Below are 17,199 nucleotides of genomic sequence, written 5' to 3'. Positions count from 1 at the left end.
AGGGGCCGCAGCGCCATGCCCCGCCGGTTCGAGGCGCTGGGTCTGTCGCAGGAGGCGCACGGGGCGCAACGCACAACGGGCGTCGGCCAGATGGCCGACGCCCGTTCGCGTCGTTGTAGGGGGCAGTCGGGGGGGGGGCGTCTACGGCTTGCCGAAGCCGTACTTGTCGAGCACGGCCATGCCTTCGGGGCCGGTCACGAACTTGATGAACGCGGCCGCGGTGGCCTTGTCCTTGGAGCCGGACAGGACGGCGATGGGGTAGGTGATGGGGGCGTGGCCCTTGACGGTGGCGACCACCTTCACCTTGTCGCCCGCGATCTTGGCGTCGGTCATGTACACGAAGCCCGCTTCGGCCTCGCCGCGCGACACGTAGTCCAGGGCCTGGCGCACGCTTTCGGCCAGCACGGCCTTGCCGGAAATGGCGTCCCACGACCCGGCGGCGGTCAGCGCGGCCTTGGTGTAGCGGCCCACGGGCACGGAGTCGGGGTTGCCCACGGCGATGCGGTGCACGTCGGCCTTCTTCAGGTCGTCCACGGACGCGATGGCCAGCTTGGAGTCGGAGGGCACGATGAGCACCAGGCTGTTGGACACGAAGTCGATGCGGGTGGCCACGTCGATGAGCTTGCTTTCCACGGCCTTGTCCATGGTGACCTGGTCGGCGGAGGCGAACACGTCAACCGGCGCGCCTTCCTGCATCTGTTTCAGCAGCGGGCCGGAGGCGGCGAAGTTGGTCTGCACCTTGCTGCCGGGGTTGGCCTTTTCGAACATGCCCTTGATGTCGGTGAAGGCGTTGGTCAGGCTGGCGGCGGCGGACACGGTGATCTCGCCCGCCTGGGCGGCAAGGGGGGCGCACACCAGCGCCATGAGGGCCAGTGCGGCAAGAACGCTGCGGCCGGTGCGGAACGGACGGAAACCGGAAATCATGAGGCGCCTCCTGTCTGAGGTTGAATGGTGTCTGCGGGGGCGAAACGGTCGTCGGCCCTGCACTGCACGGCGTTGTCCGCCACGGTGGCGAACCAGCCCGTCCTGTCGGCGTCCCAGACGTCGAAGGCGGGGACGTACGGCTTGATGTCCAGCACCGGGGTGCCGTCCAGCATGTCCACGTTTTCCACGTGCAGCCGGTTGCCGGTGACGCCGGTAAGCCGCAGGACGGAAATGCCGATGGGATTGGGCCTGCGCGGCGAGCGGGTGGCGAAGATGCCGTGCTCGTCGTTGTCCAGGAAGGGCTTCACGCGCAGAGTGAAGCCCTTGCATTGGTGCAGGTGGTAGATGACCAGCAGGTGCGAGAAGCCTTCGATGTCGGCGAGGCCGTCGGCGTATTCGGGCAGCACGTCGATGCTGCCCGCCACGCCCTGAGCGCCCACGGGCTGGATGGGCATGCCGCGCACGTTGGTGAACGGGGTGCGCATGTGGGCCACCGGAGCGTAGGAAATGCACGGGGCTTCCGGATTGTCTGCCAGATGCGGGGCGGCGTGGGCGGCGGCGGGGCCGCGCAGCAGGCGCAGCGCTACGGCCGTGGCCAGCAGGGCCACCCCGGCCTCCGGTTCCGGCCACAGCAGGGGCACGCCCAGCCCGGCCAGCATCAGGGCCAGCGGGCCGCCGCACAGTTCGCGCAGGCGCAGGCGCGCGGCCGTGCCCCGTCCCGTTGCCAGGCCCAGTTCGCCGTCGTGGACGTTGCCGCGCGGCGTAAGCCCCGTTTCGAAAGCCAGCAGCAGGGCCAGGGCCGCCAGAGCGGCCAGCGCCACGACGGTGAGCACGGCGGGAAGGGCGGAAGAGAGGAGCATGGGCAGCATGTCCACGGCGCAGGGGAACGGAAGGGGCGGAATCGCCCGGAATGACCACGGGGCCGGAGGGCTGCCGGTTGGGCGTTCCGGGGGGAGAAAGGCGGCACGGGGGTGCCGGCCCGGTGCGCATTCCGGGCCGGACCTCGTCGGGGCACCGGCGCGGCAGGCACGTGCGACCGGAGCTCCTTCCATATTCCGGGTAGCCGCTGCCCGGACGGCGCGCAACACGGTCACCTGGGTTGGTATTTTCGTGACTGTATTTCCTTTCCGGCGAAAACCGACCACAACTTCCGGCAGGGTGGCGGCGGCAACGACACTGCGGAGGCAGATCGACCATGCATGCTCCTTTGGCCGGAATCGTCGGCGCACTGGACGAGACACAACTGGAACTGATGCGGGCCTGCATCGAGCGGGAACTGGAGGCGCGCCTGCAAGGCGGCCCGTCCGGCCCGTCTGGAATGTCTGGCGGCTCTCATGCTGGCGCGGACGGCCTTGGCGCGGAAACGCTCCATTCCATCGTCACCGCATTGTCCGGCGCGCCGGGCATGGGTGGCGGCGCCTGTCCGCGCGGGGCTGCCCGGCGCGGGGGCGAAGCGCCGTATCCCCCGCCCGCCCCGCAGGGGGCAAAGGATGTTCCCTGCCCGGCCCAGAGCTTCGAGGTGCCGGAAGGGGTCAAGCACCTTACCTCCGAACAGCTCGACGAACTGACGGCCACCTTCCACGCCTGGTTCGGCGCGGCCGCCACGCCGGTGCAGCGCCGTTCGCGCGGGCGGCTGTGGGTGGCCTTCCTGATGATGCGCCACGGCGCACTGCGCCTTGGCGAGGCGCTGGCCCTGGACGACACCGCCGACCTCGACCCGGTGCGCCAACTGGCCATCGTGCGCGGCCACGGCGGGCGCGAAATCCAGCTGCCGGGGCCGGTCATGCGCGAGGTGCAGCGGGTGCTGGACGATCCCATGATGTTCGGCCTGCGCGGGCGGGTCTTCCGCATGGACCAGGGCTACGTGCGCCGCAAGTTCTACGAGCGCGCGGCGGAATGCTCCATCCCCAAGGAATACCTGAACCCGCGCGTCATCCGGCATTCGCGGGCCGTGGAACTGCTGCGCGGCGGCGTGCCGCTGAAGATCGTGCAGGGCATCCTGGGCCACCAGAGCATGAACCAGACGGCCAACTACCTGCGCTTTTCAGATGATGACGTACGGCGTATCGTGCATCATTACCTGAACAAGGAGACCAGGATGAAGACCAGCGCGCGCAACGCGTTCACCGGCAGGGTGACGTCCGTCGTCAAGGACGGGCTGCTCGTGGAGGTGGAACTGACCACCAACAGCGGCCTGAAGGTGGTTTCGGTGATCACCGAGGAAAGCGCCCAGAACCTTGGCGTGGGCACCGGCAAGGTGATGACCGCCACGGTGAAGGCCCCGTGGGTGATTCTGGCCCGCGAGGAAAACCGGCTGAAGACCAGCGCCCGCAACCGCTACGCGGGCAAGGTGGCGCGGGTGAACCTTTCCGAAATCGCCGCCGAGGTGGTGGTGGACCTGCCCGAGGGCACCACCGTGTGCGCCCTGCTGACCGTGGAAAGCGTGAAGGCGCTGGACCTGGAGCCGGGCACCGACATCCTGGTGATGTTCAAGGCATTTTCGGTGATCCTGAACGTGGAGTAGCGCGACGCATGCCGTATCCGGGGGCGCAACGCCGCCCGCCTGCGGAAAGCGCCGCCGTCCTTGCGGGGATGGCGGCGCTTTCACATGGAGGGGCGGACGGGCGGACGACGGGTGGTGCCCGAAGGCCCGTGCGAAACCGGACGCGCGAGGCGGCGCGCCGGGGGGGCCCGCCCGGCCATGTTGACGCGCATGGCCGGACGGGAACAGTGGACGGAAACGTGGAGGCCGGACGGGGTGCTACCCCATCAACGTCATCAGCAGCCCTAGCGCCGGCTTTCCTTCCGCGCGCAGTTCGCGGAAGTTCAGGCGGTGGCGGATGCGGCCGTCCTCGTACAGCACCAGGGTATCGGCAAAGGCGTCCACGTCGTCCGGGTCGTGGGTGATGATGATGGCCGGAATGTCGAAGTGCGCGAACAGCCGGGTGAATTCCTTGCGCATGCGCACCCGCAGCAGCGGGTCCAGGGCGGAGAACGGCTCGTCCAGCAGCAACGCGCGCGGGTTCGTCGCCAGGGCGCGGGCCAGCGCGGTGCGCTGGCGCTGCCCGCCGGAAATGTTGCCCGGCAGGTTTTGCGCCACGTGGTCTATCTCGAACAGTTCCAGCAGTTCGTCCACGCGCTGCTTGCCGTTTGCGCCGCCGGTCATGGCCCTGTCTTCATTCCCGGCCACGGAAGCCCGCCGCCCGGCCCCCAGGCCGAACTCCACGTTCTTGCGCACCGAAAGATGCGGGAACAGGGCGTAGTCCTGGAACACGTAGCCGATGCCCCGGTCGCGCGCGGGAATGTCGATGCCCGCCGCCGTGTCCAGCAGGGTGGCCCCGTTGATGACGATGCGCCCCTCGCGGGGGCGCATCAGCCCGGCGATGGCTTGCAGGGTCAGGGTCTTGCCCGAGCCGGAATGGCCGAACAGCACCAGGGTGCGGTCTTCGGTGGCGAAGGACACGTCGATCTTGAAGCCCTTGCCCTTGGCCCCTCGGGCCGGGGGCAGGCGATGGGTGATGGCGACGTCGATCATCACGCTCCCCTGCCGAAGGAAAGACCGCCGGTGGCCAGCTTGTCCGCCAGTATCAGCACGCCCATGCACAACAGCGATGTGACGATGACCAGCGCCAGCGCCTGCGCGTCGTCCCCGGCCTGGAAGGCGGAATAGATGGCCAGCGACAGGGTCTGGGTGCGGCCGGGCAGGTTGCCCGCGATCATCAGCGTGGCCCCGAACTCGCCCATGCCGCGCGCGAAGGCCAGCATGACCCCGGCCAGGATGCCGCGCCACGCGAGAGGCAGCGAGACGCGCAGGAACACCTTCCATTCCGACGCGCCCAGGGTGCGGGCCGCGTTTTCGAGGTTGTGGTCCACGGCTTCCAGCGCGGCGCGGGCGGACTTGTAGATGAGCGGAAAGACCACCACCGTGGCCGCCACCACCGCACCCTCCCACGAGAACATCAGGTTGATGCCGAATTCGGCCAGCCACGGCCCCAGCAGGCCGCGCCGCCCCACCAGCAGGATGAGGTAGTAGCCGATGACCGTGGGCGGCAGCACCAGCGGCAGGGCGCACAGGGCGTCCACCCAGGTGCGGCCGGGAAAGGGGCGGCGGGCGATGCACCACGCCGTCAGGATTCCGAGCACCGAGGACACCACCGTGGCGATGCCCGCCACCTTCAGCGTGAGCAGGATGACGGAAACCCTCAGCGTGTCCGCCGCGAACAGGGGGGACTGTGGGAACAGGGCGGAAAGGAAATCCATGGCCCGACTGTGGCGAAAAGGCCGGGGTGGGGCAACAGAGGCACGAAAAGTTCCGTCTTGGTGACCGTGGCACGGGGTACTGACACGGCACCTTCCCGGTCGGCTTTACGGGGCGTGACCCGCCGGGATGGGTGAACGGAAAAGGGGAAGGGCCTCGCGACCCTTCCCCGTGTGTCATCATGGCGTCAACCCGGCTTCTTCCGGGCAGCGTGACCGGGTCGATACGAACCACGCCGCCGTTCTTTCTCCCCCTAGGGGCTGTTTCCAAATTAGGATTTTCGTTCGTTGGCGAGGAAAACAAGCCTGCCATGAGGGAGTATACTCTTATCGTATTCGACCGACATGGCAGGCGAAGTTTGACGACGCCAACGGGCGAAAAGACAAGTTGGAAACAGTCCCTACCCCCCGCACTTGGCGGTAAGCGCCGCGGCCACGGTCTTGCCCAGCTCGAAGCACTTCTCGTAGGTGTCGTGGGTGGGCACGTGCTTCACCTTCACCGGTGCGGCGGGCAGTTCCATGCCCATGGATTCCAGCCATTCGCCGATGACCTTCACCGATTCGCCGGACCAGCCGAACGAGCCGAACGCCGCACCGATGCGGTTCAGCGGGCGCAGGCCCTTCATGTAGGTGAGCATCTTGGCCACTTCGGGCAGGATGCCGTTGTTGTGGGTGGGCGAACCCACGATCACCGCGCCGCAGTCGGCCACTTCGGTCATCACGGCGCTGTGGTGGTTGGCCTTCAGCCACATGATGCGGGTGGGCACGCCGCCCGCCTCCAGCCCGTCGGCGATGGCGCTGGCCATCTTTTCGGTGGAGTGCCACATGGTGTCGAACACGATGACGGCGCGCTTCTGCGGCTTCTGCTCGGCGTAGCGGCGGTAGGTGTCGAAGGCGAACTGCACTTCGTCGTACCCCCGGAAGATCAGCCCGTGGTCCGGGGCCAGCATGTCGATGTCCAGCTTCAGTTCCGCGATGGCGTCCAGCGTCTTCAGCACGATGGGCGAGAAGGGCAGCACGATGTTGTGGTAGTACTCCTTCATGGCGTGCAGCAGCGCGGAGCGGTCTATTTCGTCGGCGTAGCGTTCTGTGCTGGCGATGTTCTGGCCGAAGGCGTCGTTGCAGATCAGCAGCTTGTCCTGGGGAATGTACGACACCATGCTGTCGGGCCAGTGCAGCATGCGCGTTTCCACGAAGGTCACGGTGCGCTTGCCGAGGCTGATGGAGTCGCCCGTCTTCACCACCTGCACGGGCCAGCCGGTGATGTCGAAGTGGGCCTCCATGGCCTTCAGGCCCATGGGCGAGCAGAAGATCTTCTCGGGCTTGCAGCGGGCCACCATGTCGGCCAGGGCTCCGGCATGGTCGGGCTCCAGGTGGTTGCAGACGATGTAGTCGATCTTCTCCGGCTCCACCACCTGGGACAGGCGGCAGAGCATGGTGGGCAGGAATTCGTGCTTCACCGTGTCGAACAGGGTGACCTTTTCGTCCATCACCACGTAGGCGTTGTACGTGGTGCCCTGCGGCGACAGCGAATAGCCGTGGAAGTCGCGGCTGTTGTGGTCGACGACGCCGACCCAGTGGATGTCCTTCTTTATTTCCAGGGCGTGCATGTTCTACCTCGCGATGCGGGTGCGGTGGGTGTGCGCGGGGGCGCGGCATGCCGGCGAGCATGCGCAAGAGGGTTGTCCAAAGGAGTAAGGAAATTCCGTGGGTGGGGCAAGGGGGCGGCGCATGGCGCGCGGCCCGAACCGCCCAGACCGCCCAGACCGCGCGGGCCGCGCGGACGGAAAGGGGAGGCGCGCCGCCAGCGGCGGCGCGGCCTCCCCCGGTGGCCGTGAGTCGAAATGCCCTAGGGGCTGTTTCTAAATGGTCCTTTCGCCCGTTGGCTGACCGACCCGAAGGGCGCGGAGCGTGCCCGTTACGCGAGCTTGCGAGCTTTACGGGCATCGAGCGCAACGCGGTCAAACTTCGTCTGCCATGGCTTTGCTGTCCTTATCCGTAAGACTCGCGCTGCGCGCTCGCCTAACGGCTAAGGCTCGGTCGAATACGGTAAGAGTATGCGTTGCGGTCCTCATCCGTAAGGCTCGAAGACTCGCCAACGGCTGAGGCACTCCCTCATGGCAGGCTCGTTTTCCTTGCCAACGAACGAAAGTCCTAATTTGGAAACAGCCCCTAGGCGGGTTCGAATTCGGACTTGGGCGCGCCGCAGATGGGGCACACCCAGTCGGCGGGCACGTCTTCGAAGGCGGTGCCGGGCTTCACGCCGTTGTCGGGGTCGCCTTCGGCGGGATCGTACTCGTAGCCGCAGACGGTGCAGACGTACTTCTTCATGATTCGGTCCTCGTTGTCGGGTGGTTGCATGGCGGCCTGACGCCGCCGGTTGGGGCAGGGGCGGTCGCCCGCCTGGGGGGCTCCTGGGGGGACATCCGGGGCGGGGTTACGCCTTCCAGTGCCCGTGCAGGTTGCAGTATTCGCGGGCGGTCACTTCGGTGGCCTGGATGCAGAATTCGGCCTCGGGGGCGTCTCCGGGCTTCAGGAACCTGGTGTAGCTGCGGCCGTCGGCGATGAGTTCGATCCACTCGATCCAGTGGGTTTCCTCCATGGGGTGGGCCACGGAGCCGACCTTCACCTTGTAGCCGGTGGCGGTCTTTTCGATGACCGGCACGTGCTTTTCCTTGGCCCCGTCGCTGGTGCCTTCCTTCATGAACTTCATGGGCTCGCCGCAGCAGACCAGTTCGCTGCCGCCGCCGTGCAGCACTTCGACGATGTTGCCACAGTGAATACATTTGTAGACTTCGAGCATGTTCGGCACGGAATGCCTCCTTGAAGGACCTTTTGGGCCTGTATCGGCCGTGTGATGTTCGTGCGGCGCCGGTCGCCCGCGCCGGTGGCGGGCCAGTGTGTCTCGTTGCTCCCGCGCGTCCTCCGTTCCGGGGAGCCCGCCGGACGGGCCGTTCGACGGGGCGGAGGGAACATGCGGTACTGCCACCTATACATCAGGTCGGTGGACTGTTCAATCATTCTCCGCGAACCGACGGAAAGATTGCGCGAAATTCCGGGGGCACCCTCCCCCCGGTGGCAGGGTCCTACTGGCGGAAGCGCTCCACCAGCTGCCCGAGCCGCTGGGCCATGCCGGACACCTCGTGGATGGACGCCTCGGCCGTGCGGATGCGGTCGGCGATGTCGCGCGAGAGGTCGTTGATGCGCGTGACGTTGCGGTTGATCTCGTCGCTGGTGGCCGACTGCTGTTCCGACGCGGTGGCGATGTTGCGCACCATGTCGGCGATGCTCACGGCGCGCCGCACGATGCGCCCCAGCGCCTCGCCGGTGCCCTCGGCCTTGTCCGCAGTGGTCTCCACCTGGCCGCGCGTGCGGGTCATCTCGTCCACGGCCTGGGCCGTGCCCGCCTGGATGTCCTCGATGGCGCGCTCCACTTCCTTGGTGGCGGTCATGGTCTTTTCGGCCAGCTTGCGCACCTCGTCGGCCACCACGGCAAAGCCGCGCCCGGCGTCACCGGCCCTGGCCGCCTCGATGGCCGCGTTCAGCGCCAGCAGGTTGGTCTGGTCCGCGATTTCGTTGATCACGTCGATGACCCGGCCGATGTTGTCGGCCCGCGCCGCCAGGTCGTTGAGCGACGCGGCAAGCCCGGCGGCCCGTTCGGCCACCTGGCGGGTTTCGGACACGGTGGCCTGCATCTCCGCCCCGCCCTGCTGCGCCTCGTGGTTGGCCAGGTCCGCCGCCTCGGCCGTGGCCGAAGCGTTGCGGGTCACCTCCATGACCGTGGCGTTCATCTCGTCCATGGCCGTGGCCACCTGGGCCGTCTCGTCGGTGGATTCCACCACGTTGCGGGCCAGTTCGCCCATGCGCACGGAAAGCTCTCCGGCCGCGTCGGACAGGGCGCGGGCCACCCCGGTCACCTCTTCGGCCACCTCCAGCAGGTTGCGGCGCTGGGTTTCGATGCGGACCTTGTCCTCCTCCTCCTGGGTCAGGTCGATCATCACGGCGATGGCCCCCACGGCCTTGCCGTCGGTGTCGCGCAGGGGCGACGCCTCGTAATGCAGGGGAAAGGCCACCCCGTCCCGGCGCACGAAGCGCAGCATGCCGCTGGTGCTGGCGCCGGTGGACAGCACCTGGGCCACCGGGTCGCATTGCAGGGAACAGTCTGTCCCGCCCTTTTCCAGCACCTCGCGCAGCGAAAGCCCCATCAGGTCCTTGCACGGTGAACCCAGGATGGCGCACATGGGCTGGTTGGCGAACTCGATGCGCCCCGCCTTGTCCATCACCGCCAGCGGCACGATGATGCCGCCCAATACGGATTTGTTGTATTCCAGCTGGTTGCGGATGGTGGACACCATGGCCGCCAGGTTGGCGGACAGCACGCCCAACTCGTCGCCGGATTCGTCGGTGAAGGACACCGCGTAGTTGCCGCGCTCTATCTCGCTGCTCACCCGCGCGATGGTGCGCACCCGGCCCACCACGGCCCGGCGCATGAACAGCGAGAGCACGGCGGTAAGCGCCAGCATGCCCGCCAGCGAAAGCCCGCCGCCCTGCCACTGGCGCGTGCGCAGCAGGGCCGCGTCGGCCGAGATGTCCTGAAGCATGACCATGGCCCCCAGGATGGGCTGGCTGGCGCCGTGGCAGTGGTGGCATTCCGGCGCGTTGGGGATGGTCTTGAACTCGGTGTAGTAGGGGGTGCCGCCCAGTTCCAGCAACTGGCCGTCGTCCACCTGCGTTTGCAGCGCGGCGTCGAACAGCGCGGCGAAGCGCGGGTCGCGCACCACGTCCTTCATGGGCTTGCGCACGGCCTCGTGCCTGGTGGAGTAGGTGACGGAGCCCCGGAAGTCGGTGAGGTGCACGCTGACCGTGGGATAGCGCGCGGCGATGGCGTTGAACTTTTCCCCGGTGCCTTCGTCGTTGCCCTTGGACATGGGGTCGTTGATGGCCTCGAGCAGGATCTGGGCGGTGCGGGCGGAGGAGTCGTGGATGAGGTGGAGGGTGGTTTCCCGTTGCCAGTAGGAGTTTGCGAGGAACAACGCCGCGAAGACCATGACCGCGGTGCCCACGACGAGCATTTGCACCTTGGCGCCCAGCGAACGGGTGAACAGCATGCGACCCCCCGGTTTGTCCTGTGGGCGGGCGCGCAGGGAGCCCGCGCCACTTCCCGCTTCTGTGGAACTTCACCACCTCCTGCGCGCGGACGCACAGGAAGCCCGCCCCGTGCTTCGGGGCGGTATGCCAATGGGTGGCCGGCGCGCGGCGCCGCCGCGCGCGGATGGCGCCGCGCCGCGGCATGGGGGCAGGCCGTGCCCGACTTCAGGCCATGCCCCGCAGCGTGCCGACAAGACCCGGTATGACGCCGTTCTTGTTTGTTTTCGCTGTACCCAAGGGCAGGGGTTGCGTCAAGCGGGGACGGGGAAAAATGCAGGTTGTGCGCACAGTTGGATTATGCTTGGCGTGACATGACACGTCAGGCGGGGCGTAATCGGACCTGTGACTGGTCTCGCAATTGGGCGCGCAGCCGGGCGTCCAACTGGTCGATTTCGATGGGCTTGGCCAGGTAGTCGTTCATGCCCGCCGCCAGAAACCGTTCGCGGTCGCCCCGCATGGCGTGGGCGGTCAGGGCCACCACCGGCACCCACGGCGGGGTGGCGTCGGGGGTCCCGGCCTCGCGCATGCGGATGTGCCGGGTGGCCTCCATGCCGTCCATGTCGGGCATCTGGATGTCCATGAGCACGGCGTCGTAGCGGGCGCGGTCCAGCATTTCCAGGGCCTGCCTGCCCGACATGGCCCGGTCGGCCGTGTAGCCCAGCCGCGCCAGCAGCCGTTGCGCGGTCATCAGGTTCACTTCGTCGTCGTCCACCACCAGTACGCGCGGGGCGGCTCCGCCGGTCCGGGGTGCGCTGGACGCGCCGTCGCCCGATGGCGTGGGAATTCCGCCGGTCCGGGATGCGTGAGGGGCGGCCTGTGCGGCCGGGGGCCGGGGGGCGGCCCGCCGTGCGTCGGCCCGGCGCGCGGCCTGCGCCTCTTCGGTGCGCAGGGGCAGGGTGATGTGGAATTCGGTGCCCTCGCCGGGGGCGGTGGATACGCAGATGGTGCCGCCCATGAGCAGGGTGAGCCGCCGCACGATGGCCAGGCCCAGGCCCGTCCCGGCGGGGCGCGCCGCAGCCGCGCCGCCCGTGGCGTAGCTGTCGAACAGGGTGCGCAGCAGTTCCGGTTGCAGGCCCGTGCCCGTGTCGATGACCGCCATGTGGATGCTCGTCCGGTCCGCCCGGCCGCAGCGCGGCAGCGGGTATATCTCCACCCGCACCCCGCCCGCCTCGGTGCACTTGACGGCATTGGACACCAGGTTCACCAGCACCTGGCGGATGCGCCCGGCATCGCCCGTGAGCACCTGCGGCAGGTCCGGGTCCGTCTCCGCCTCGAAGGCCAGCCCCTTGGCCCTGGCCTGGTGGGCCAGCATGGCGCGCATGGGTTCGGTGACCTCGGCCATGGAGAACGATTCCTCCACCAGTGGCAGCGCGCCCGCCTCCATGCGCGAGATGTCCAGGATGTCGTCGAGGATGCGCAGCAGGTTGCGGCTGGCGCCCAGGGCCGTGTCCACGCAGTCTTCCTGCTCGCCGGAAAGGTGGGTGCCGCGCAGGAGTTGCAGCATGCCCATGACCCCGTTGATGGGGGTGCGCACCTCGTGGCTCATGACCGCGATGAATTCCGACTTGGAGCGGTTGGCCTTTTCCGCCGCCTCCTTGGCCTGGCGCAGTTCGTCCTCGGCGCGGGTGCGCCGGGTGACGTCGGCGAACATCACCGCGATCTGGCGGCTGCCGGTGCGGAACACCCACAGGTCGGCAAAGGACCATCCGGCGGGCAGCCACCCGGCGCTGGCATGGGCGGACACGCTGAACGCCCCGCCCTTGATGGCGATACCGCCGAAGATGGTGGGCAGGTTGGTGGCGGCGATGCCGGGCAGGGCTTCGGTCAGCCGCCGCCCCAGCATGCCCCGGACGGTGATGCGCAACGCCTCGTCGGCCGTGGGGTTCACCGCCTCGATGCGCAGGTGTTCGGCCTGGTCCAGGGCGAGCAGCAGCACGCCCAGGGGCGCGCCCTCAACGATGGAACGGAAGCGGGCCTCCACCTCGCGCAGTTGCTGTTCCGACTGCCTGCGCTCGGTGATGTCGTGGAACATGCCCACGGCCACGTCGCGGTCGCCCACGCGCAGCACCCGGGCCTTGACCAGCATGTCGCGCTCCTGGCCGTCGCGGGTGCGCATGGGCATTTCCACGGGCAGTTCCAGGGGGTGGCTTTTCAGGGTTTCGAAGCGTCCGCCAAAGCCGCTCCGGTGCATCCGCTCCGGATGCAGTTGGCGCTGGTGCATGCCCACCAGTTCATCGCGGGCATAGCCGAACACCTGCAAGGCCGCCCGGTTGGCGTCCATGATGATGCCGGTGTCCGCGTCGGCCAGCAGGATGGCGTCCATGGCGTTGTCGAACACCGCGCGGTAGCGGGCCTCGTTGTCGCGCAGTTCGGCGGTGAATGCCTCGCGCTCGCGCAGGCGGCTGGTGAGGATGGAGGCCATGGTGTCCACGCTGAAGGCCAGTTGGCCGATCTCGCCCATGTCGTGGCCGACGCCGGTGCGCGCGCCCAACTGGCCTTCGCCTATGCGGGTGGCGGTGGCCGCGATGTGCGAAAGGGGCCGGGCCACCAGCCGTCCGCCCGCCAGCCAGGCCACGGCCAGGGTCACGGCCATGGCCCCGCCCAGCAGCGCCAGCGCGCGGTTGCGCGCGGCGCGCACCGGGGCCAGCATGGCGTCTTCGGGAATGCCCACGATGACGCTTACGTACGGATCGGATTCCGGGTACAGGCGCAGGCGCGAGAACCCGTACAGGCGCATGGTGCCGTCGGCCCCCTCGCGCGTGAACAGCCCCTGGTCGGACATGGCGCGCAGGGCGTCCCACACCCCGGCAAGGATGGGGCGGCCCACGGGGTTGGCGTCGTTTTTGGGGTGGAACGACAGGCGGATGCCGCGATGGTCGGACAGGCTGAGTATGGAGCCCGGCGGCAGGTTCAGCTTGTCGAACAGTTCGTCGTAGTGGTCGAGGCGCACCGGCGCGGCCAGCACGCCGTAGATGCGCCCGGTGGGGTCGGCCAGGGGCAGCGCGAAGTGGAAGGTGGCCTCTTGCAGGGTGCGCGCCACCACGTATTCGCCGCTGGTGAAGCGCTTGTCGCGCACCGCCGTGCGGAAATACATGCGATCCGAAAGGTTGAACGGGGCCTGTCCGGGGCCGGGGACGGGGACGGTCTGGCGGCCGGAGGCCACGAGGTCGCCGTTGGCGTCCAGGGCCAGCAGGTTCAGCAGGGCGGTGTCTTCGGCCAGCACCTTCCGGAACACGGCCTCGCAGGCGGCCGGATCCAGCCGCCGCACGTCGGGCAGGGCGGACAGGATGGTCAGGGTCTGGCGCGCGCCGTCGGCCACGCGGGCCTGCAATGCGGCGATGCTGCTGGCCGCGCGGGTGACCGACGCCTCCGCCTCGGCCTGTAGTTGTGTGGCGAGGCGGTGGGAATCGTACAGGATGACGCCGAACGAGGGCAGGGCCGCCAGCAGGGCGATCCAGACCAGGGTGACGCGGATGGAGAACATGTGCGGCCGCATGGCGACTCCGGGCGCGAACGGCTTTCCGGCCGGGCTGCGGCCGCTGGAACCTGCGGCGATCATGGCATGCTTTTTTGCCATGCGCCACACCAAATCATGCCGGAACCGCCCGGTGATGCCGCGGGAAAAAGGAAACGGGGCGGGCCGTGCGGCCCGCCCCGTGGCGTTATGCATGTGTTTCCGGCTTGTTGTGTCTCAGAGGCGGTCCCCGGCTACCAGTCGAAGGTGGCCTTGAACGAGCGGGCCAAGCCTTCCACGCCCTCGGCCAGCACGGGCGCGCCCTGGGCGGTGACCGTCAGGACGGCGTCCGCCGTCACCTCGCCGATGCAGGCGCAGGCGGACCCGGCGAAGTGCGCCTCGAAGGCGGCGGCGTGCTCCGGCTTCACGGTGACCAGCAGGCGGCTGGCCGATTCGGAGTACAGCACTTCGGCGGCGGTCATGTCGCCCGCGTCTGCCGCGTCTGCCACACCTGGCACGACAGGCACGGCGGCGATGTCGCACCGCGCGCCCAGCCGTCCGCCCACGGCCATTTCGGCCAGGGCCACGGCAAGGCCGCCGTCGGACAGGTCGTGGCAGGCGGTGACCAGCCCCGCGTTGATGGCCCCGTGCAGGGCGCGGTAGCGGGCCATGGCCGACAGGGCGTCCACCTGGGGCACCTGCGCGCCCACGGTGTTCAACTGGTCGGCTATCTCGCTGCCGCCCAGTTCGCGGAAGGTGTCGCCCAGCAGGTACACCTTGTCGCCCGGCTGCTTGAAGTCGGAGGTGACGGCCCGGTTCACGTCGTCCATGACGCCCAGCACCGAGTACAGCACCGTGGGCGGGATGGATATCTTGACCCCGCCGCCGAAGTAGTCGTTCTTCATGGAGTCCTTGCCGGAGACGCAGGGCACCCCGTAGGCAAGGCAGAAGTGGGCCAGGGCCTGGTTGGCGCGCACCAGCTGGGCCAGCTTGTAGTGGCCGTCGGGGGTCTTTTCCGACTGCACCGGGTCGCACCAGCAGAAGTTGTCGGTGCCCGCCATGCGGTCGGGGTCGCCGCCCACGGCCACGGCGTTGCGCACCGCCTCGTCGATGGCGTTGGCCATCATCCAGTAGGTGTCGTAGTCGCTGAACTTGGGGCAGATGCCGTGCGAGAGCACGATGCCCGCCTCGCTGCCCAGCAGGGGGCGCACCACGGCGGCGTCGGCCGGGCCGTCGCGTTTCACGCCGACGAGGGGCTTCACCACGCTGCCGCCCTTCACCTCGTGGTCGTACTGGCGGATCAGGTATTCCTTGCTGCAAATGTTCAGGCGGCCCAGCATGGCGTGCAGCAGCGGCCCCTGCTCGGCGGGGGCCGGGTCCAGACGGCATTCGCAGGCGGGGGCGAAGTCCGGGCGTTCCCACACGGCGGAAAGCCGCATCTGGGGCACGCCGTCATGCAGGAAGTCCATGTCCAGGCAGGCCACCTGCCGGTCGCCGTAGACCACGTGGAAGCGGCCCGACTTGGTGAACTTGCCCAGCGGGGTGATCTCCACGTCCATTTCCTTCGCCAGGGCCAGGAAGGCGTCCAGCCTGTCCGGCGGCACGGCCAGGGTCATGCGCTCCTGCGCCTCGGACAGCAGGATTTCCCACGGGCGCAGACCGTCGTACTTGAGCGGGGCGCGCGAAAGGTCCAGGCGGCAGCCGCCGGTGTCCTGCGCCATCTCGCCCACGGACGAGGACAGGCCGCCCGCGCCGTTGTCGGTGATGGCGTTGTACAGGCCCATGTCGCGGGCGCGCATGATGCAGTCGTACATCTTGCGCTGGGTGATGGGGTCGCCGATCTGCACCGCCGTGGCCGGGGAGCCTTCGTGCAGTTCTTCGGACGAGAAGGTGGCCCCGTGGATGCCGTCCTTGCCGATGCGCCCGCCCGCCATGACGATGACGTCGCCGGGCATGGCCTTCTTGTACCAGCCGGGGCGGCCGTGGATTTCCTTCGGCAGCATGCCCACGGTGCCGCAGTACACCAGCGGCTTGCCGAGGTAGCGTTCGTCGAACACGATGGAGCCGTTGACGGTGGGGATGCCCGACTTGTTGCCGCCGTGCTCCACGCCTTCGCGCACGCCTTCCATGACCCGGCGCGGGTGCAGCAGGCGGGGGGGCAGTTCGCCTTCGCGGAACGGCGAGGCGAAGCAGAACACGTCGGTGTTGCACAGCAGTTCCGCGCCAAGGCCGGTGCCCATGGGGTCGCGGTTCACGCCCACGATGCCGGTCAGCGCGCCGCCGTAGGGGTCCAGCGCCGAAGGGCTGTTGTGGGTCTCCACCTTGATGCACACGTCGTGGGTGTCGTTGAAGGCGATGACCCCGGCGTTGTCCTTGAACACCGAGCGGCAGAAGTCGCGTTCGCCAAGGCGCTGCCGGATGGCCTTGGTGGAACCCTGGATGTACGTCCTGTACAGGCTGTCCACCACTTCGCGGCGGCCGGTTTCGCGGTTCTCGTAGGCGATGCGGGCGGAAAATATCTTGTGCTTGCAGTGCTCGGACCAGGTCTGGGCCAGCACTTCGATTTCCGCGTCGGTGGGGTCGGCGGGCAGGCCCATGGCGGCGCGGTCGGCGCGCACGGCGGGGTCCGCGTAGTAGGCGCGGATGGCGTGGAGTTCTTCCAGGCTCAGGGCCAGGGTGTTCTCGCGGCTGAAGGCCAGCATGGCCGCGTCGTCCATGGTGGACAGCGGGATGACGGCCACCTCGTCGCTGGACGCCCCGGTCACCTGCGCGGCCTGCGGGGCGAAGCCGGGTTCGGCGGCCCATTCGTCACGGCTTTTCAGCATGAAACGCTGGATGAGTTCGTTGGCCAGCAGGTCGCGGGCGATGTGTTCCATGTCCGCGCGGGAAAGGGGCGCGTCCGGCGCGCAGGTCACGTGGTACTGGGCCGAGGTGTACACGGCGATGGACCGGCGGTCGGCGTCCAGCACCAGGGCCAGGGTGTCGCGCGCGGTGCGGCCCTCGTTGTCGGTGACGCCGGGGCGAAAGCCCACTTCCAGCACCCAGTCCGCCGGGGCCGCACCGTGCGGGGCGGGCAGCAGGTCCAGCGCGGCGTCCTGCAACACGGGGTCGTGCAGCACGCCCTGCGCCACCATGCGGGCCAGCGCGTCCCCGGAAAGACCATCCACGGTGAACACCCTGACCAGGCGCACGGATTCCACGTTCAGGCCCAGCGAGGCCCGGATCTTGGCGGCGACGTTGCGGCCCACGGTATCGGTGACCTGCGGCCGAAGCCCGACTTCTATGCGCCGAAGCATGACTGACTCCTGAGGGTGTTGGGGGTGGCGAGCGGTTGGCTCTCCATAAGGGCAAACGGCGCGCTTTGCAAATATGCATAGTGCCGCGCGCAAGGCGGGGGGATGCGCAGGAAGGGGCGG

Annotated in this window: 11 protein-coding genes; 1 reads left to right on the top strand and 10 read right to left on the bottom strand. The window is 68.6% G+C overall.

The window, feature by feature from the left end; genetic code table 11:
• Positions 1-141: 141 nt before the first annotated feature.
• A complete protein-coding gene (gene modA / locus ACR4XJ_RS02990; protein ID WP_434753804.1) occupies positions 142-924 on the bottom strand; it encodes a molybdate ABC transporter substrate-binding protein in 783 nt (260 codons plus the stop codon).
• On the bottom strand, positions 921-1,784 hold the full coding sequence (gene tsaA, locus ACR4XJ_RS02985) for a tRNA (N6-threonylcarbamoyladenosine(37)-N6)-methyltransferase TrmO (RefSeq protein ID WP_434753803.1): 864 nt from the start codon (positions 1,782-1,784) through the stop codon (positions 921-923). The genes modA and tsaA overlap by 4 nt, the downstream gene beginning before the upstream one ends.
• A gap of 335 nt (positions 1,785-2,119) precedes the next feature.
• Here tsaA and ACR4XJ_RS02980 point away from each other — a divergent pair, with 335 nt between their 5' ends.
• Complete coding sequence (locus tag ACR4XJ_RS02980) at positions 2,120-3,448, top strand: TOBE domain-containing protein (RefSeq protein ID WP_434753802.1); 1,329 nt, start codon at positions 2,120-2,122, stop codon at positions 3,446-3,448.
• 237 nt (positions 3,449-3,685) lie between these two features.
• On the opposite strand, the gene ACR4XJ_RS02975 is transcribed toward ACR4XJ_RS02980, so the two are convergent.
• From ACR4XJ_RS02975 to ACR4XJ_RS02940, 8 genes are all read right to left on the bottom strand, one after another.
• Positions 3,686-4,459, bottom strand: coding sequence for an ATP-binding cassette domain-containing protein (locus tag ACR4XJ_RS02975; RefSeq protein WP_434753801.1), 774 nt, complete (start codon positions 4,457-4,459; stop codon positions 3,686-3,688).
• Entirely contained in the window at positions 4,459-5,184 is a 726-nt protein-coding gene (gene modB / locus ACR4XJ_RS02970) for a molybdate ABC transporter permease subunit (RefSeq protein ID WP_333505981.1), read from the bottom strand. Before modB ends, ACR4XJ_RS02975 begins: the two co-directional genes overlap by 1 nt.
• Before the next feature lie 398 nt (positions 5,185-5,582).
• On the bottom strand, positions 5,583-6,791 hold the full coding sequence (locus ACR4XJ_RS02965) for an FprA family A-type flavoprotein (protein WP_434753800.1): 1,209 nt from the start codon (positions 6,789-6,791) through the stop codon (positions 5,583-5,585).
• Positions 6,792-7,353: 562 nt separating this feature from the next.
• The gene (gene rd / locus ACR4XJ_RS02960; RefSeq protein ID WP_007526280.1) at positions 7,354-7,512 is read right to left on the bottom strand and encodes a rubredoxin; all 159 of its coding nucleotides are present in this window, start codon (positions 7,510-7,512) and stop codon (positions 7,354-7,356) included.
• A gap of 106 nt (positions 7,513-7,618) precedes the next feature.
• Entirely contained in the window at positions 7,619-7,993 is a 375-nt protein-coding gene (locus ACR4XJ_RS02955) for a desulfoferrodoxin (protein WP_434753799.1), read from the bottom strand.
• Positions 7,994-8,267: 274 nt separating this feature from the next.
• A complete protein-coding gene (locus ACR4XJ_RS02950; protein WP_434753798.1) occupies positions 8,268-10,289 on the bottom strand; it encodes a methyl-accepting chemotaxis protein in 2,022 nt (673 codons plus the stop codon).
• A 359-nt stretch (positions 10,290-10,648) separates the two neighbouring features.
• On the bottom strand, positions 10,649-13,825 hold the full coding sequence (locus ACR4XJ_RS02945; protein ID WP_434753797.1) for a response regulator: 3,177 nt from the start codon (positions 13,823-13,825) through the stop codon (positions 10,649-10,651).
• A gap of 212 nt (positions 13,826-14,037) precedes the next feature.
• Positions 14,038-17,079, bottom strand: a complete 3,042-nt coding sequence (locus tag ACR4XJ_RS02940; RefSeq protein ID WP_434753796.1) for an AIR synthase-related protein — start codon at positions 17,077-17,079, stop codon at positions 14,038-14,040.
• Positions 17,080-17,199: the final 120 nt, after the last annotated feature.

It is taken from the genome of Nitratidesulfovibrio sp. D1 (genome assembly GCF_051133415.1).
Taxonomy (GTDB): domain Bacteria; phylum Desulfobacterota; class Desulfovibrionia; order Desulfovibrionales; family Desulfovibrionaceae; genus Cupidesulfovibrio.
The sequence above is the reverse complement of the archived record's forward strand: the minus strand, read 5'-3'. Positions and strand labels throughout refer to the sequence as shown.

Excerpts from the sequence above, each read along its gene's own strand:
- modA (WP_434753804.1), bottom strand. The coding sequence starts at position 924 with ATGATTTCCGGTTTCCGTCCGTTCCGCACCGGCCGCAGCGTTCTTGCC.
- tsaA (WP_434753803.1), bottom strand. The coding sequence starts at position 1,784 with ATGCTCCTCTCTTCCGCCCTTCCCGCCGTGCTCACCGTCGTGGCGCTG.
- ACR4XJ_RS02980 (WP_434753802.1), top strand. The coding sequence starts at position 2,120 with ATGCATGCTCCTTTGGCCGGAATCGTCGGCGCACTGGACGAGACACAA.
- ACR4XJ_RS02975 (WP_434753801.1), bottom strand. The coding sequence starts at position 4,459 with ATGATCGACGTCGCCATCACCCATCGCCTGCCCCCGGCCCGAGGGGCC.
- modB (WP_333505981.1), bottom strand. The coding sequence starts at position 5,184 with ATGGATTTCCTTTCCGCCCTGTTCCCACAGTCCCCCCTGTTCGCGGCG.
- ACR4XJ_RS02965 (WP_434753800.1), bottom strand. The coding sequence starts at position 6,791 with ATGCACGCCCTGGAAATAAAGAAGGACATCCACTGGGTCGGCGTCGTC.
- rd (WP_007526280.1), bottom strand. The coding sequence starts at position 7,512 with ATGAAGAAGTACGTCTGCACCGTCTGCGGCTACGAGTACGATCCCGCC.
- ACR4XJ_RS02950 (WP_434753798.1), bottom strand. The coding sequence starts at position 10,289 with ATGCTGTTCACCCGTTCGCTGGGCGCCAAGGTGCAAATGCTCGTCGTG.
- ACR4XJ_RS02945 (WP_434753797.1), bottom strand. The coding sequence starts at position 13,825 with ATGCGGCCGCACATGTTCTCCATCCGCGTCACCCTGGTCTGGATCGCC.
- ACR4XJ_RS02940 (WP_434753796.1), bottom strand. The coding sequence starts at position 17,079 with ATGCTTCGGCGCATAGAAGTCGGGCTTCGGCCGCAGGTCACCGATACC.